We start from the raw sequence: 13,466 nt of genomic DNA on the forward strand, positions 1-13,466 counted from the left end.
CTTAGTCCCTGCGGAACACCACGTTCGCGGTCCAGCCGAAAAAGAGCGCCAGAAGCGCGGTGGCAAAGCCGTAGAGGGAACTCCAGTCCCGCGCGACCTCGCCGACCTGCTGTTCGAAGCCAGTCTTGACGAGTTCGAAATGGGTCAGGGTTCTGGCCAGGATGACGGTGTCGGCCAGAAGGGTCACCTCCACGTCGTAGTTTCCGGGCGGAGCGGTGGCCGGCAAAGGAATGCTGGCGTTGAAGATGCTGGGCGTCAGAAAGGTGACGCCGCGCTCGTTCTCGCGGTAGAGGTTTTCACGGCTTTTGAGGCGGTACAATGCGTCCCGGAACGCCTCGTCGACGCCACCGCGATCATTGGTGAAGTCCGGCGCATGGATGATGGCCTGGATTCCGATCTTCTGGCGGCGGCGCAGCTGGTCGCTCGTGATTTCGGCAATCGGCCTTGATGTCAGAACCGTCAGGTAGGCCGGAGCGGTGGGGAACTTCTGCTGGTCCTGATTGAGCCAGAAAGGCCCGAGCCGCTCCTTTTCCCGGACGACCAGGAATTGCTGCGGTCCCCGAACCGTCACGACCGCGTCGTAGGCCGTGGCGCGCGCGATCGTCTGCGCGTCCCGCTCGATCGCTCCAAACACCGTGATCGACGTGCCGGTATAGTTGGAATTGATCAGGACGCGGTGGTTGGACAGGGACGTCACGAGGTTTTCGGCGGATGCGGATCCGATCCAGGCCACGACAATCAGCAGGGCGATGATGATCCTCACGTGCGCGATTCCTGCACGGTGATGGAGAACGGCTCCTCCGGTTTGACGACGAGTTCCAAGGCAAAGCGAAGTCCGACCGCCAAAAGCAGGATCGCAAGAAGAAAGCGGAACAGTTCGGCCCGAAGATTGCGTCCTGCGCGCGCCCCGAACTGGGCCCCGAACACGCCGCCCAGGATCAGCAGGATGGCCAGGACGATGTCGACCGCCTGGTTGGCGATCGCATGAAGGACCAAGGCCACGAGGGTCGTGCAGACGATCTGGAACTGGGACGTGCCCACGACTACCCCGGTCGGCACCCGGAAGACGTAGAGCAGCGCCGGAACCACGATGAAGCCGCCGCCGATTCCGAGAAGCGCGCCGGCGAAGCCGACGAACAGGGCCAGCCCCAGAATGGGGATGACGCTGGCATAGAGCTTCGAGCGGTAGAACCGCATGCGCAGGGGCCATCCCAGGAAGGGGGGATGATTGCCGGCATTGCGCCGCGCCCGCGCCATGCTTCCCTTCCGCTTCAGGAGAAACTCCCGCACGCTTTCCTTCATCATGAGGCTGCCGACGACCGTGAAGAGGGTCACGTAGGAGACCACGATGACGAGGTCGAGAAGGCCGGCGCGGCGAGCGGCCGCGAAGAACCAGACGCCTAAGGCCGAGCCGACAAAGCCGCCGATGACCAGAATGCCGCCGAGCCTGAAATCGAGGGCGCCCCGTCGAAGGGCATTCAGCACGCTGGTGGTGGACGAGGCGACGATCTGGGCCGATTGCGTGGCCACCGCCACCGCCGGCGGAATGCCGAGGAAGATCAGGAGCGGCGTCATCAGAAAGCCGCCGCCGATTCCGAACAGACCTGAAATGAAGCCGACCGCCGCACCCAATCCCAGGATCAGGAGAACGCTCACAGGCATTTCAGCGATAGGCAAATAAATTTGCACCCCGGTCCCCCTATGGCCGGTGCAGCCACATCTAGTTCATCACATTCCTCCGCCGACTTTAGACGCTGTCGTGTGAACGGAAACTGACAGGGCCGAAATGTCGTCAGCTTCTGCTTGCAGCCTCCGCGCCGCGATCCGCCGTGCGATCGCCAGCGCGGGCGGGAACATCGTTGGCGAGAGGATCGGTCATTCGCGGGCGCCAGCTCTCCACGGTGGCGCGCGCCGCCGCGAGGTCCGTCGCCGAAAGGCGCTGGGCCAGTTCATCCCGCTTCTTGACCGCTTCCATGTCACCCTGCAGCGCCGCTAGGGCAAACCAGTGAAAGGCCTTGAGGGAATCCTTGCGGGTTCCCACGCCACGCGCATAAAGAACCCCGACGTTGAACTGGCTGTCCCGGACACCGGCTTCCGCGGCTTCCGTGTACCATTGCAAAGCTGAAGGATAATCCGGCCGTCCGGCGATGCCTGCCGCCAGAAGGGTCGCAAGATTGTGCATGGCCCGCACATTTCCGCCCCGTGCCGCTCTTTCGTACCAGGCGGCGGCGAGCTTCACGTCTCGGCTTGTCCCCAAGGCCTTGTCGTACATGATGGCGAGGCGCTCTTGAGCCGGCGCCAGGCCTGCCTGGGCCGCCCGTTCAAACAGCCGAAGCGCCAGAGCAAGATCGCGGGGGATGCCGCGGCCCTCGAACACGCGAACGGCGATTTCATAAACGGCCGTCGCATCGCCCGACAACGCAGCCTGCCGCAGGCCGCCAGGGATGCCGGACGGGATTTCGCCCAGGGTTTCGGGATTTACCGTGAACTTTGCCGTGGTAAAGCCCTCGGCGTTGGGAGCGCCCGCCAGCCGCGAGGGATCGAAGAGACCCCCTTCATCCGTCGTGGCTGCCGCCGGGACGATGCTTCCTGAAGCCTCCTCGACGGCCATGACCGGAGGAGGCGTATCCGGCGTCACCTCTGCCGAGGCCGATCCGGATGCCGCTGTAACGGGAGCATTCGAGAGAACCTGCGCCGTGCCGGCCCCGAGGACCAGAAGGGCCAGTCCGAACAGCAAGGTGCGGCGGTGGGCGTCGAGCGTCTTGCGGAGCCGTTCGAAAAGAGACTTGGCCGGACGAGGGGCCTCTTCAACGACATTGTCCGGTTGCAGGGATTGCGCGGAAATATCGATGCTGTCCTCTTCCGCCTGAAGGATCGTCTCGAACGGGGTGGAGGCCGGAGTCCGCGAGGCTCTGCGTGCGGCGGCGATAAAGGTGGCCCGGACGTCTCCGAGGGGTTCCGCCTGCACCGAAGGGGAGGTGATCGAACCTGAGCTCTCGGTCGGCATGGACCGCTCGGAAGCCGAGACTTTGGGAATGGCAGCGGCGATATCTTCGATCTGCGACAGGGCGGAGGCATGAAGACGGCGCACGGCCGCTTCCATGCGGTCCGACGGCAGATCCGGTGCCGATCGCGAGGAGTCGGGCTGGGACGAGGAAGAGGGCGGTGCGGAGCGGGACACGAGCGTTTCCAGCGCCTCGTGAACGGCGGCAAGGGTTTCCTGCGTCTTCCGGTCAGCGCGAAGCTGCAGCGCCTTCAACTCCACAAAGCCTGCTTTTAAAGCCTCGATCTCCGTTGCGGCCGGGGCGCCAGATGCTTTCTGAAGAGCACTCGCGGCCGCCCGTTCGGCGATCTCCGCCGTCTCGGTCCGCAGGTTCTTGAGGTGGGAGAGAGCCTCCTCGAACGTCTGGCGATAGGTCTCGGGCATGCGCGAGAGCTGTTCGGAGAAGCCGGCGACGCGCTCCTCCAGTCCATGAAGGGAAGGCGAGGGAGATTGCTCGAGCTTCTCCTGCAGGGATGCGAGCATCTGGCCCAGGGCCGACGTGTCGGCTTGGCGGAGTTCCTGCTCCAGGCGCTCGAACCGTTCGAGAAGCGGCGTGCCGATGGATGAGGTGGTTTCAGCCACTGCCTTGATCTGGAGAGACAGGCGATCGAAGAGGCCGTTGATCGTTTCAGCCTGCTCCGCGCGCCCGTCCGCCATGCGGCCCATGCGCTCGGTCAGGACGGCGAGCTGCTCGGCGATGGGATCGAGATTGGCCGGTTCCGGAACGGGTTTGTTTGCCAGGATATCGAGCCTCCGGCTCATATCCTGGAGCTGCTGCGGCACATCGCTTTGCTCCTGTGCCACCACCGAAAGCTTGAGGGCGGCGCAGACATCCTCGAGGGAGCTTTTCAGGGCGGTGAGGTCGCTCTGTCCCACCTGTTCGGTCCGCATCTCGGTAATCTGGCGGCCGAGGCCGGCAATCGCTTCCGAGAGGGTGCCGATCTGCTGCGGCTCGGCACGGTCCGAGAGGTCCTGTCGGAGATCGACGATCTGGCTGCTGAGAAAGTCGATGACGGAGCGGTCGACGCTGGTCTGGGACAGCTCCTCGACTTTGCCCTTGATGAAATCGATTTCACCGCCCAGGCGCCGAAGCACATTGTCCGCGACGGAACCGGACAGGGCCTCCACCTTGCGGTTCAGGCCCGCGACGGAGCCCGCGAGCGTGAGCAGGTCCTTGCTCGAAGGGCCACGTTCGAGATCGCGGGCGAGAACCCGGAAAGTGTCGTTGAGCGAGGCGAGTTCCGTGCGTGTCGCGAGGTTCTCGAGGTTCGTGCGCAGGCGGCCGATGTCCTGGCGGATCTCCTCCGTCACCGGCGCGACGGCATCGATCACCGCCTCAGGCGAAAACGCTCCTTGGGCTTTCTCCGGAGTCGTGGCGACACGATTCTCGACCGCTTCGAGCCGACCCTTGAGGGCTGAGAGCGACCGGCTCAGGGTCGTCGCGAGGCGATCCTGCTGGGTGGCGGAAATTTGCGCCACCTCGTTCAAACGCTCGTCGGCCTGTTCGATCCACAGGGCCATTGCTTCCAGGGCGACCGCATTTCGGGATGCCTGGTCCGGCCGGCGCTCCCTCTGGGCCGCTTCGGCGGCTGCCAGGATGGCCTCGAAATCGGCTCCGATACCGTCATGGACCCCGTCATGGGCCGGAGACTCGGATCGGCCAGGAATCGAAGGCTGCTCCGGCGCGGGAAGATCCGGCGCCTGATCTCCGTGCCGGGCCACGATGGTCGCGACCCAGTCTTCGAGACTGAGGCCTGCCCGACGCGCGGCCTTTTCGGCAGCCGCGCGGGTTTCGGGATCCAGGGAATCGAGAGGTGTGAGATCGGGTCGTCTCATGGCCGCGCTCGTGGGGACTCAAACCAACTGATCCGGAGCCGGGCTATGACCCCACGTCATGTCCTGTGCCGGCGGCGTTGGGCTGTGGCGGCCGAATCATATCCCGCCGTCAGCCTGTTCGACCGAGAGGCAGCTTTTCGCGATCATAGTAAAAAACCCGTTAAGCTGAGGGATTTAACGGTTTCGTAACGGCCTCCAGCAGGGGCGGGAGCAGGGTTTTTGGCGGGACACTTGCGGAAGGCATAGTTAATGTTCTATCATTGCATTACAAAAGCTTCGGGCGGTTTCCATGAAGTCGGCTCGGACCAGCACAAGGCAGAAGACGGGGCAGAACATGAGCAACGGCGTCGCAGTGAACTTCGCTGTCCTCTCGGAAACGAGGGTCGAGATGGACGATTCCAAGTATTATACGATCGGTGATCTGGCACGGGAGTTCGGCGTCACGCTTCGGACCCTGCGCTTCTACGAGGATCGCGGTCTCCTCTCGCCCCGGCGCGACGGAACGGCCCGGATCTACGATGCCCGGGATCGGGATCGCCTGTCGGTCATCCTCAAGGGAAAGCAGCTTGGCTTCACCCTCACCGAGATCCGCGCCATGCTGGCTGAGGAAAGGGGCGGGAGCGGTATCGCGGCGAACCTGAACCTGTCCCTTGCGCAGATCGAAGACCAGATCACCCATCTCGAACAGCAGCGTACCGAAATCGACGAAGCGCTGGTCGAGCTTCGCGCTTGCCGCGCGCGCCTCACCAGCGCAGCGTAACCGAGCGTATCGGCTTCTGTCCTCTCCCGGCACCCATTGCCGGGGAGGGGTGTCAGAGCCCGGGCCGGGTTGTCTAAAGTCGCTTTGCCCGCGCCGACTGCGGTTTGCCGGCCTCTGCCGGTTGCTGTCAGAACCGCAGATGCAGCCGCAATGGTTGCTTTAGGCCAGCTGTCTGACATTTCGGCATTTTGAATACGGCCCTAGGTGCTGAAGCCGGAAGTCTGTCGCATCGTCGTTCGGCCGCGGCTTAGCCGAGAAACCGGTGAGCGCTCCGCTCCCGCTTTGACCTACGCCGGAAATTTCATCGGAAAATGCCGAGCTTCGGCGTTCCGTAGGACAATTCACGCCCTACCTCTTCCCCAGCGCAAGTAGATAGTTTATATGTGAACTATCTCATCAGCCGGTCCCCAGGTCAAAAAACGGTCGGGGCTGCCGGTATCCGATCTGGGAGGAGCCCCCATGCCGGTCTATAAGGCCCCCGTCGAAGACGTGATGTTCCTGCTGAACGACGTTTTCCCCATCGAGCGCTACAACAATCTTCCTGGCTTTGCCGATGCCACGCCCGACACCGTCGAGGCGATCCTGGCCGAGGGAGCCAAACTCTGCGAGGAAGTGTTCGCCCCTTTGAACCGCGTCGGCGACGAGGAGGGCTGCGTTCGCCATCCCGATGGAACGGTGACGACGCCGAAAGGCTTCAAGGCCGCTTATGAGGCTTTCACGTCCGGCGGATGGATGGGGCTGTCCGCCCCCGAGGAATATGGCGGTCAGGGACTGCCGACAACGTTGAACTCCGTCATGCAGGAGTTCCTGTCCTCGGCCAATCTGGCGCTCGGCATGTATCCCGGGCTGACCCAGGGCGCGATTGCCGCCCTGGTGGTCCATGGATCCGATGCGATCAAGAAGACCTATCTGCCGAAGATGGTCGAGGGCACGTGGACCGGCACCATGAACCTCACCGAGTCCCATTGCGGCACGGATCTGGGCCTGCTCAAGACCAAGGCTGTTCCCAACGGCGACGGCTCCTACGCGATCACCGGAACGAAGATCTTCATCTCTGCCGGTGAACACCACATGGCCGAGAACATCGTGCACCTTGTCCTCGCGCGCATCGAGGGCGCACCGGCCGGCACAAAGGGAATTTCCCTTTTCGTGGTGCCCAAGTTCATCGTGAAGGAAGACGGTTCGCCGGGCGAGCACAACGGCGTGTCCTGCGGCTCGATCGAGCACAAGATGGGCATCCACGGCAACGCAACCTGCGTGATGAACTACGATGGCGCCAAAGGCTGGCTGATCGGCCAGGAGAACCGTGGCCTCAATGCGATGTTCGTCATGATGAACGAAGCCCGCCTTGCCGTCGGGATCCAGGGGTTGGCGCAGTCGGAAGTCGCCTACCAGAACGCCGTCGCCTATGCCAAGGACCGGCTCCAGGGCCGCTCGCTCACCGGTGCCAAGTTCCCCGACAAGCCCGCCGACCCGATCATCGTTCATCCGGATGTCCGGCGCACGCTCCTGTCCGTCAAGGCGTTCAACGAGGCCGCGCGAGCGCTCGTGATCTGGACCGCTTTGAAGAGCGACGTCGCGCATCGTTCCTCCGACGAAGCGGAACGCCAGTCGGCGGACGATCACATGGGCCTGCTCACGCCCGTGGTGAAGGGCGTGCTCACCGATCTCGGCTTCGATAACGCCGTCAGGGCGCAGCAGATGTTCGGCGGCCACGGCTATATCGAGGAATGGGGCATGTCGCAGTTCGTGCGCGATGCCCGCATCACCATGATCTACGAGGGTGCCAACGGCATTCAGGCCATGGATCTCGTGGGACGCAAGCTGGGCAAGGACGGCGGCCGCGCCATCATGTCCTTCTTCAACGAGGTCGGTGCTTTCTGTCAGGAGAACGCCGCCGACGAGAGCATGAAGCCCTTCGTCGCCCCGCTCCAGCAGGGATTGGGCCATCTCCAGCAGGCGACCATGTGGTTCATGCAGAACGCCATGGCGAAACCCGATAACGCGGGTGCGGGCGCAACGGACTACATGCACCTCTTCGGTCTTGTGGCCATGGGCTATATGTGGGCCAAGATGGCGAAGGCGGCCAATGCCAGGAAGGCTCAGGGCAACGGAGTCGCGCAGAAGATGGACGCCAAGCTTCTGACGGGGCGCTTCTTCATGGAGCGCATGATGCCCGAAACCGCAACGCGCCTTGCCGCCATCTCCACCGGCGCCGATGCCACCATGGCGATGCCGATCGAGATGTTCTAATGCCCGAACCTGTTGAGCTGTCTCCTGAAATCAAAGGAATGAGAGAGATGACTCAACAGGAAACCCTGCAACCTTCCGTGTCTTCTTCCAGGTCCGATCTTGAGGCGGCTCCTCCAAATCTCCTTGGGAAGATAGGATACTATATACGCAAAGCGGCGAGAGTTTTGGCCGAGGTCTTCGCAGAAGCTATCTTCGAAGGAGTCGTGAGAGTCTCGCTCTTTATCGTCACGCGGATCGTGGCAATGATTATCAAGGTCTTTGCTCATTGAGCAACATTCAGGAGGCCCCGATGGCCGATGCATTCATCTACGACGCAGTCCGCACACCGCGTGGACGCGGCAAGGCGGATGGTTCATTGCACGAGGTCCCGGCCGTCGATCTGGCCGTGACCGCGCTGGATGCGATCCGCCGGCGCAACGACCTCGATCCGATTCTGGTGGAGGACGTGGTGCTCGGCTGCGTCGATCCGGTGGGCGAGGCCGGCGGCGACATCGCCCGTGCTTCTGCCCTGAAGGCGGGTTTCGGCAAGGAAGTGCCTGGAATCCAGATCAACCGTTTCTGCGCGTCGGGCCTCGATGCGGTGAATCTCGCGGCCGCACAGGTCATGACCGGGATGAAGGACATCGCCATCGGCGGCGGCGTGGAATCCATGAGCCGCATCGGCATGGGCGCATCAGGCGGCGCGTGGCCGGCGGATCCCGGGATTGCCGTTCCGTACTACTTCCTGCCCCAGGGCATCTCGGCGGACCTGATCGCGACCAAATACGGCTTTTCCCGTGACGATGTGGACGCCTACGCCGTCGAGTCTCAAAAGCGCGCCGCCCGCGCCTGGGAGGAAGGCCGCTTCAAGAAGTCCGTTATTCCCGTCAAGGACATCAACGGACTGACGATCCTCGATCGTGACGAGCACATGCGGCCGCAAACCGACATGCAGTCCCTCGGCCAGCTCAAGGCGGCCTTCGAGCAGATCGGCGATATGGGCGGTTTCGATGCGGTCGCCATCGCGGCGCATCCGGATGTGGAGTTCATCAACCACGTGCACCATGCCGGCAACTCCTCGGGCATCGTCGATGGAGCCTCGGCCGTTCTCGTGGGCTCGGAAGAGGGCGGACGCAAGGCGGGTCTGAAGCCCCGCGCCAGGATCCGCTCCTTCGCGTCCATCGGTTCTGACCTCGCCCTCATGCTGACGGGTCCGATCGACGTGTCGGAACTCGCCTTGAAAAAAGCCGGTATGACGAAGGACGACATCGACCTCTTCGAGATCAACGAGGCGTTCTCGGCTGTCGTGCTCCGCTACATCCAGGCCCTTGATCTCGACCCTGCAAAGGTCAACGTGAATGGCGGAGCCATCGCGATGGGACATCCGCTCGGCGCAACCGGCGGGATGATCATCGGCACCGTCCTTGACGAGTTGGAACGGACCGGCAAGCAGACGGCGCTCATCACGCTTTGCGTTGCCGCCGGTATGGGGACCGCCACGGTCATCGAGCGGGTTTGAGGCTGAGAGGACGACATGACGAACTTCAACAATTTTCGCTTCGAAGTCGACGGTGACGGGATCGCGGTCGCGACTTGGGACATGCCCGGCCGTTCCATGAACGTCATCACCACCGAGGTGATGGGAGAGCTCTCCGCGATCATCGAAACGGTCGCCAATGATGCGGCCATCAAAGGCTGCGTCGTCACATCCGGCAAAGACAGCTTTTCCGGCGGTGCCGACCTGGGGATGCTCCAGGAGTCCAAGACCCAGTTCGAAAAGCTCGCCAAGGAGAAGGGCCCCGAAGAGGCGATGAAAGCCTTTTTCGAGGAGTCCCGACGCCTGTCGTTGCTCTACCGTCGCCTGGAGACCAGCGGAAAGCCCTTCGTGGCCGCCATTCATGGCGTCTGCCTCGGCGGAGCCTTCGAGCTGGCGCTCGCCTGTCATCATCGCGTGCTGTCCGATGTGGATGCGACCCGCGTGGGACTTCCCGAGATCAAGGTCGGTCTTTTCCCCGGCGCGGGCGGCACCCAGCGCGTGGCTCGCCTGATGCAGACGGGCGATGCCTTGCAGATGCTGCTGAAGGGCGACCAGATCCGCCCCCTCATGGCGCGCAACATGGGCCTCGTTCATCAGGTCGTGCCGCGCGATCAGCTCGTTCAGGCCGGCAAGGACTGGATCAAAGGCGGAGGATCCGCCGAGGCGCCGTGGGATCAGAAGGGTTTCAAGCTTCCCTCCAATAAGGTTTATACGCCGGCAGGCATGCAGATCTGGCCACCCGCGAACGCCATCTACCGCCGCGAAACCCAGGACAACTATCCGGCCGCCCGGGCAATCCTCGAAGCGGTCTATCAGGGGCTCCAGCTCCCGATGGATCAGGCTCTGAGGGTTGAATCGCGCTTCTTTGCCAAGATCCTGCGCTCGAAGGAGGCGGCGGCGATGATCCGCACCTTCTTCCTGTCGATGCAGGAGCTGAACAAGGGAGCGCGCCGTCCGAAGAATGTACCGCCGACAAGCCTGAAGAAGGTCGGCGTCGTGGGAGCCGGCTTCATGGGCGCCAGCATCGCCTATGTGACGGCCAATGCCGGCATGGAGGTTGTGCTGATCGACCGGGACACCGAGGCGGCCGAGAAGGGCAAGGCCCACTCTCACAAGCTGATGACCGATCAGATCATGAAGGGGCGCGCCAAGACGGCGGACCGGGATGCGCTTCTCGCACGCATCAAGGCGTCAGCGGATTACAACGATCTGAAGGATTGCGACCTCGTCGTCGAGGCCGTGTTCGAGGATCCCAAGGTGAAGGCGGACGTGATCCAGAAGGTCGAGGCGGTCATCCCTGCGGATTGCATCTTCGCCTCGAACACGTCGACCCTGCCGATCAGCAGCCTGGCCAAGACCTCGAAGCGGCCCGACGAGTTCATCGGCATCCACTTCTTCTCGCCCGTCGAGAAGATGATGCTGGTCGAGGTGATCCTCGGCAAGCAGACGGGCGACAAGGCGCTCGCGGCGGCGCTCGACTTCGTGCGGGCCATCAAGAAGACGCCGATCGCGGTCAACGATTCTCGCGGCTTCTTCGCCAATCGCTGCGTGCTCGGTTACATCCTTGAAGGACACCTGATGTTCCTCGAGGGCGTGCCGCCCGCGATGATCGAGAATGCGGGAAAGCAGGCCGGGATGCCGGTGGGGCCCCTTTCGCTGAACGACGAGGTGGGTGTCGATCTCGGCCTGAAGATCCTGCGGGCCACCAAGGAGCAGCTCGGCGAGGCCGCCATCGTGCCGGCGCAGGAGCAACTCCTGACGGAGCTCGTGGACAAGGGCGGCCGCCTGGGGCGCAAGAACCGGAAAGGCTTCTACGATTATCCGGAGAATGGCCCGAAGCGACTCTGGCCCGGCCTCAAGGAGCTACAGCCGAAGCACCTCGACGCCGAGACCCTGGATATGCAGGAGCTGAAGAAGCGCTTGCTCGTGACCCAGGCGCTCGAAGCGGCCCGCACGGTGGAGGAGGGCGTCATCACCGATCCCCGCGAGGCGGATGTCGGCTCCATCCTCGGATTCGGCTTCGCCCCGTACACGGGCGGCGTTCTCTCCTATATCGACTTCATGGGAGCCAAAGCCTTCGTGGATCTATGCCGGGACCTGCAGGCGAAGTACGGCGACCGCTTCGCTCCGCCGAAGATCCTGCTCGATATGGCGGCGTCCGGGGAAACATTCTACGGACAGGCCGAGGCCAGGAAGGCAGCCTGAATTTCCTCGCCGTTTGGAGAGGTTCGGTAAGGAATGGACATGGTAGGCTCCCAATGCCCGTGCATGTCCATTCCTGATCCGTCTTCACATCGATTGCGAGAGAATGTGCGATGAAACCGTACTTTGCCATGCTGGCTGCCTATAACGCATGGTGCAACCAGCGCCTCTATGATGTCGTCGCCGGCCTTTCCAGCGAAGAATACAAGGCCGATCGCGGCGCGTTCTTCAAATCGATCCATGGCACGTTCAACCATCTTCTCGTGGCGGATCGCATCTGGATGAAGCGTTTCACCGGGAAGGGGGAGGCGCCCTCCCGCCTGGACGAGATCCTGTTCGAGGAGTTCGGCTCTCTCAGGGACGCGCGTTGGAAAGAGGATGAGCGTATCCTGAGCTATGTGGACGGCCTGTCGGACGCCGATCTCACGGCACGGCTCCAATACAGCGCTCTCAGCAACCCGAAACTCATTGAGCAGCCGCTGGCGTCGGTCCTGCTTCATTTCTTCAATCATCAGACGCACCATCGCGGCCAAGCGCATGCGCTCGTCACGAGCCTGGGCCACGAAGCGCCATCGCTGGACCTTGCCCTCTTCCAGCGTATCAGCGGCATGGGAATGCAATGAATCTCTGGCTGCGTGTCCTGCACCTCATCATCGCCTCGTTCTTCCGCCCGAAGCTCGATCCGGTGCATGACGTGTCGCGCCTTTCCTTTCGGGTCTGGCCGCATGACCTCGATACCTCGCTCCATATGAACAACGGGCGTTACTGGACCCTGATGGATCTCGGGCGCACCGACATCATGATCCGTTCGGATCTGTGGCGGACCATCGCAAGGAACCGCTGGGTCCCGGTGGTCAGCGCCGGGAAGATCCGCTTTCGACGGGAACTGAGGCTGTTCCAGCCCTTCGCCCTTGAAACCCGCATTGTCACCTGGGCGGAAACCTGGGTGGTGATGGAGCATCGTCTCATCTCGAAATCCCGGGACGGCAGCCCGGTCATCAATGCCATCGCGCTCGTTCGCGCCGGGATTTATGACAGGCGGGCGAGGAGCTTCGTCCCGGTTGACCGGCTGTTCGAGGCCGTGGGCTTGCGGGCCGAGCCTCCCGAGCCCTCGCCGGAGGTCGCAGCCTTCCTGGCTGCCGAAGAGGCGTTGAAGAACGCGGCTTGATCCTGACCGTCGCCGTTGTAGCTTGCATATTCTTGCCGCAACCGTGAAGACGATTCGATGCCCCGTACCATCGACTACTATTTCTCCCTGATGAGCCCATGGGCCTATATCGGCCACAAGCCCTTCATGGAAATCGCTCGCCGTCACGGGATCGAGGTCAATTACAAGCCCGTTTTCTTGGGGAGGGTCTTCTCCGAGACCGGGGGCCTCCCGCTGGCCAAGCGACATCCAGCGCGGCAGCGCTATCGCCTCGTCGAGCTCCAGCGCTGGCGTGAGAAGCGGGGGCTGACCTTCAACATCAAGCCGAAATTCTGGCCCTTCGAGGTCAATCTCGCGGACCGGTTCGTGATCGCCGTGACGGTTTCCGGCAAGGATGCGGATCCCTTCCTCCGGCGGGCCTTCGCGGCCCTGTGGGAGGAGGAGCGGGATTTGGGCGATCCTCTGGTTCTCGCCGAGATCGCGGAGGCAGCCGGTCTCGATTCATCGTCTCTCATGGATATCGCGACAGGGAGCACCACCGAGGCAATCTATGCCCTCAACCTCGAGAATGCCGTGGGCGGCGATGTTTTCGGATCTCCCGCCTATGTGCTGGACGGCGAGGTGTTCTGGGGACAGGACCGGCTCGACCTGCTCGATGATGCGCTCACGAGCGGCCGGTCTCCCTACCGGCCCGAAGTGACAGGGTAGG

Annotated in this window: 11 protein-coding genes; 8 read left to right on the forward strand and 3 right to left on the reverse strand. The window is 62.9% G+C overall.

The features are described from left to right. Position 1: 1 nt before the first annotated feature. The 3 genes from LJD17_RS19595 to LJD17_RS19605 form a co-directional block, all read right to left on the reverse strand. Entirely contained in the window at positions 2 to 763 is a 762-nt protein-coding gene (locus LJD17_RS19595; RefSeq protein ID WP_227385893.1) for a TIGR02186 family protein, read from the reverse strand. Further along, positions 760 to 1,689 carry a sulfite exporter TauE/SafE family protein gene (locus LJD17_RS19600; protein WP_227385894.1) on the reverse strand — a complete coding sequence of 310 codons (930 nt, stop codon included), beginning with the start codon at positions 1,687 to 1,689 and terminating at the stop codon, positions 760 to 762. The genes LJD17_RS19595 and LJD17_RS19600 overlap by 4 nt, the downstream gene beginning before the upstream one ends. A gap of 103 nt (positions 1,690 to 1,792) precedes the next feature. Continuing rightward, positions 1,793 to 4,879 carry a tetratricopeptide repeat protein gene (locus LJD17_RS19605; protein ID WP_227385895.1) on the reverse strand — a complete coding sequence of 1,029 codons (3,087 nt, stop codon included), beginning with the start codon at positions 4,877 to 4,879 and terminating at the stop codon, positions 1,793 to 1,795. Between the two features lie 334 nt (positions 4,880 to 5,213). On the opposite strand from LJD17_RS19605, the gene LJD17_RS19610 reads away from it, so the two are divergent. The 8 genes from LJD17_RS19610 (at position 5,214) to LJD17_RS19645 (ending at position 13,465) form a co-directional block, all read left to right on the forward strand. Then, the gene (locus tag LJD17_RS19610; protein ID WP_227385896.1) at positions 5,214 to 5,639 is read left to right on the forward strand and encodes a MerR family transcriptional regulator; all 426 of its coding nucleotides are present in this window, start codon (positions 5,214 to 5,216) and stop codon (positions 5,637 to 5,639) included. Positions 5,640 to 6,098: 459 nt separating this feature from the next. Next, positions 6,099 to 7,892, forward strand: coding sequence for an acyl-CoA dehydrogenase C-terminal domain-containing protein (locus LJD17_RS19615; RefSeq protein WP_227385897.1), 1,794 nt, complete (start codon positions 6,099 to 6,101; stop codon positions 7,890 to 7,892). Continuing rightward, positions 7,892 to 8,161 carry a hypothetical protein gene (locus LJD17_RS19620; protein ID WP_227385898.1) on the forward strand — a complete coding sequence of 90 codons (270 nt, stop codon included), beginning with the start codon at positions 7,892 to 7,894 and terminating at the stop codon, positions 8,159 to 8,161. The genes LJD17_RS19615 and LJD17_RS19620 overlap by 1 nt, the downstream gene beginning before the upstream one ends. A gap of 20 nt (positions 8,162 to 8,181) precedes the next feature. Continuing rightward, positions 8,182 to 9,390, forward strand: coding sequence for an acetyl-CoA C-acetyltransferase (locus tag LJD17_RS19625; protein WP_227385899.1), 1,209 nt, complete (start codon positions 8,182 to 8,184; stop codon positions 9,388 to 9,390). Positions 9,391 to 9,405: 15 nt separating this feature from the next. After that, a complete protein-coding gene (locus LJD17_RS19630; protein WP_227385900.1) occupies positions 9,406 to 11,613 on the forward strand; it encodes an FAD-dependent oxidoreductase in 2,208 nt (735 codons plus the stop codon). Between the two features lie 110 nt (positions 11,614 to 11,723). Further along, positions 11,724 to 12,233: a DinB family protein gene (locus tag LJD17_RS19635; protein WP_227385901.1), complete on the forward strand. Its 510-nt coding sequence runs from the start codon at positions 11,724 to 11,726 to the stop codon at positions 12,231 to 12,233. Then, the gene (locus tag LJD17_RS19640; RefSeq protein ID WP_227385902.1) at positions 12,230 to 12,778 is read left to right on the forward strand and encodes a thioesterase family protein; all 549 of its coding nucleotides are present in this window, start codon (positions 12,230 to 12,232) and stop codon (positions 12,776 to 12,778) included. The genes LJD17_RS19635 and LJD17_RS19640 overlap by 4 nt, the downstream gene beginning before the upstream one ends. A 57-nt stretch (positions 12,779 to 12,835) precedes the next feature. Further along, positions 12,836 to 13,465 (forward strand): 2-hydroxychromene-2-carboxylate isomerase, encoded by a 630-nt coding sequence (locus LJD17_RS19645; RefSeq protein ID WP_227385903.1) that lies wholly within the window; start codon positions 12,836 to 12,838, stop codon positions 13,463 to 13,465. Position 13,466: the final 1 nt, after the last annotated feature.

The sequence above is a fragment of the Microvirga rosea genome (assembly GCF_020595095.1).
In the GTDB taxonomy this organism is placed as follows: domain Bacteria; phylum Pseudomonadota; class Alphaproteobacteria; order Rhizobiales; family Beijerinckiaceae; genus Microvirga; species Microvirga rosea.

Bases quoted from the DNA above. Each gene is read 5' to 3' on its own strand.
- LJD17_RS19645 (WP_227385903.1), top strand. From the start codon at position 12,836: ATGCCCCGTACCATCGACTACTATTTCTCCCTGATGAGCCCATGGGCC.
- LJD17_RS19605 (WP_227385895.1), bottom strand. From the start codon at position 4,879: ATGAGACGACCCGATCTCACACCTCTCGATTCCCTGGATCCCGAAACC.
- LJD17_RS19630 (WP_227385900.1), top strand. From the start codon at position 9,406: ATGACGAACTTCAACAATTTTCGCTTCGAAGTCGACGGTGACGGGATC.
- LJD17_RS19635 (WP_227385901.1), top strand. From the start codon at position 11,724: ATGAAACCGTACTTTGCCATGCTGGCTGCCTATAACGCATGGTGCAAC.
- LJD17_RS19640 (WP_227385902.1), top strand. From the start codon at position 12,230: ATGAATCTCTGGCTGCGTGTCCTGCACCTCATCATCGCCTCGTTCTTC.
- LJD17_RS19620 (WP_227385898.1), top strand. From the start codon at position 7,892: ATGCCCGAACCTGTTGAGCTGTCTCCTGAAATCAAAGGAATGAGAGAG.
- LJD17_RS19610 (WP_227385896.1), top strand. From the start codon at position 5,214: ATGAGCAACGGCGTCGCAGTGAACTTCGCTGTCCTCTCGGAAACGAGG.
- LJD17_RS19625 (WP_227385899.1), top strand. From the start codon at position 8,182: ATGGCCGATGCATTCATCTACGACGCAGTCCGCACACCGCGTGGACGC.
- LJD17_RS19615 (WP_227385897.1), top strand. From the start codon at position 6,099: ATGCCGGTCTATAAGGCCCCCGTCGAAGACGTGATGTTCCTGCTGAAC.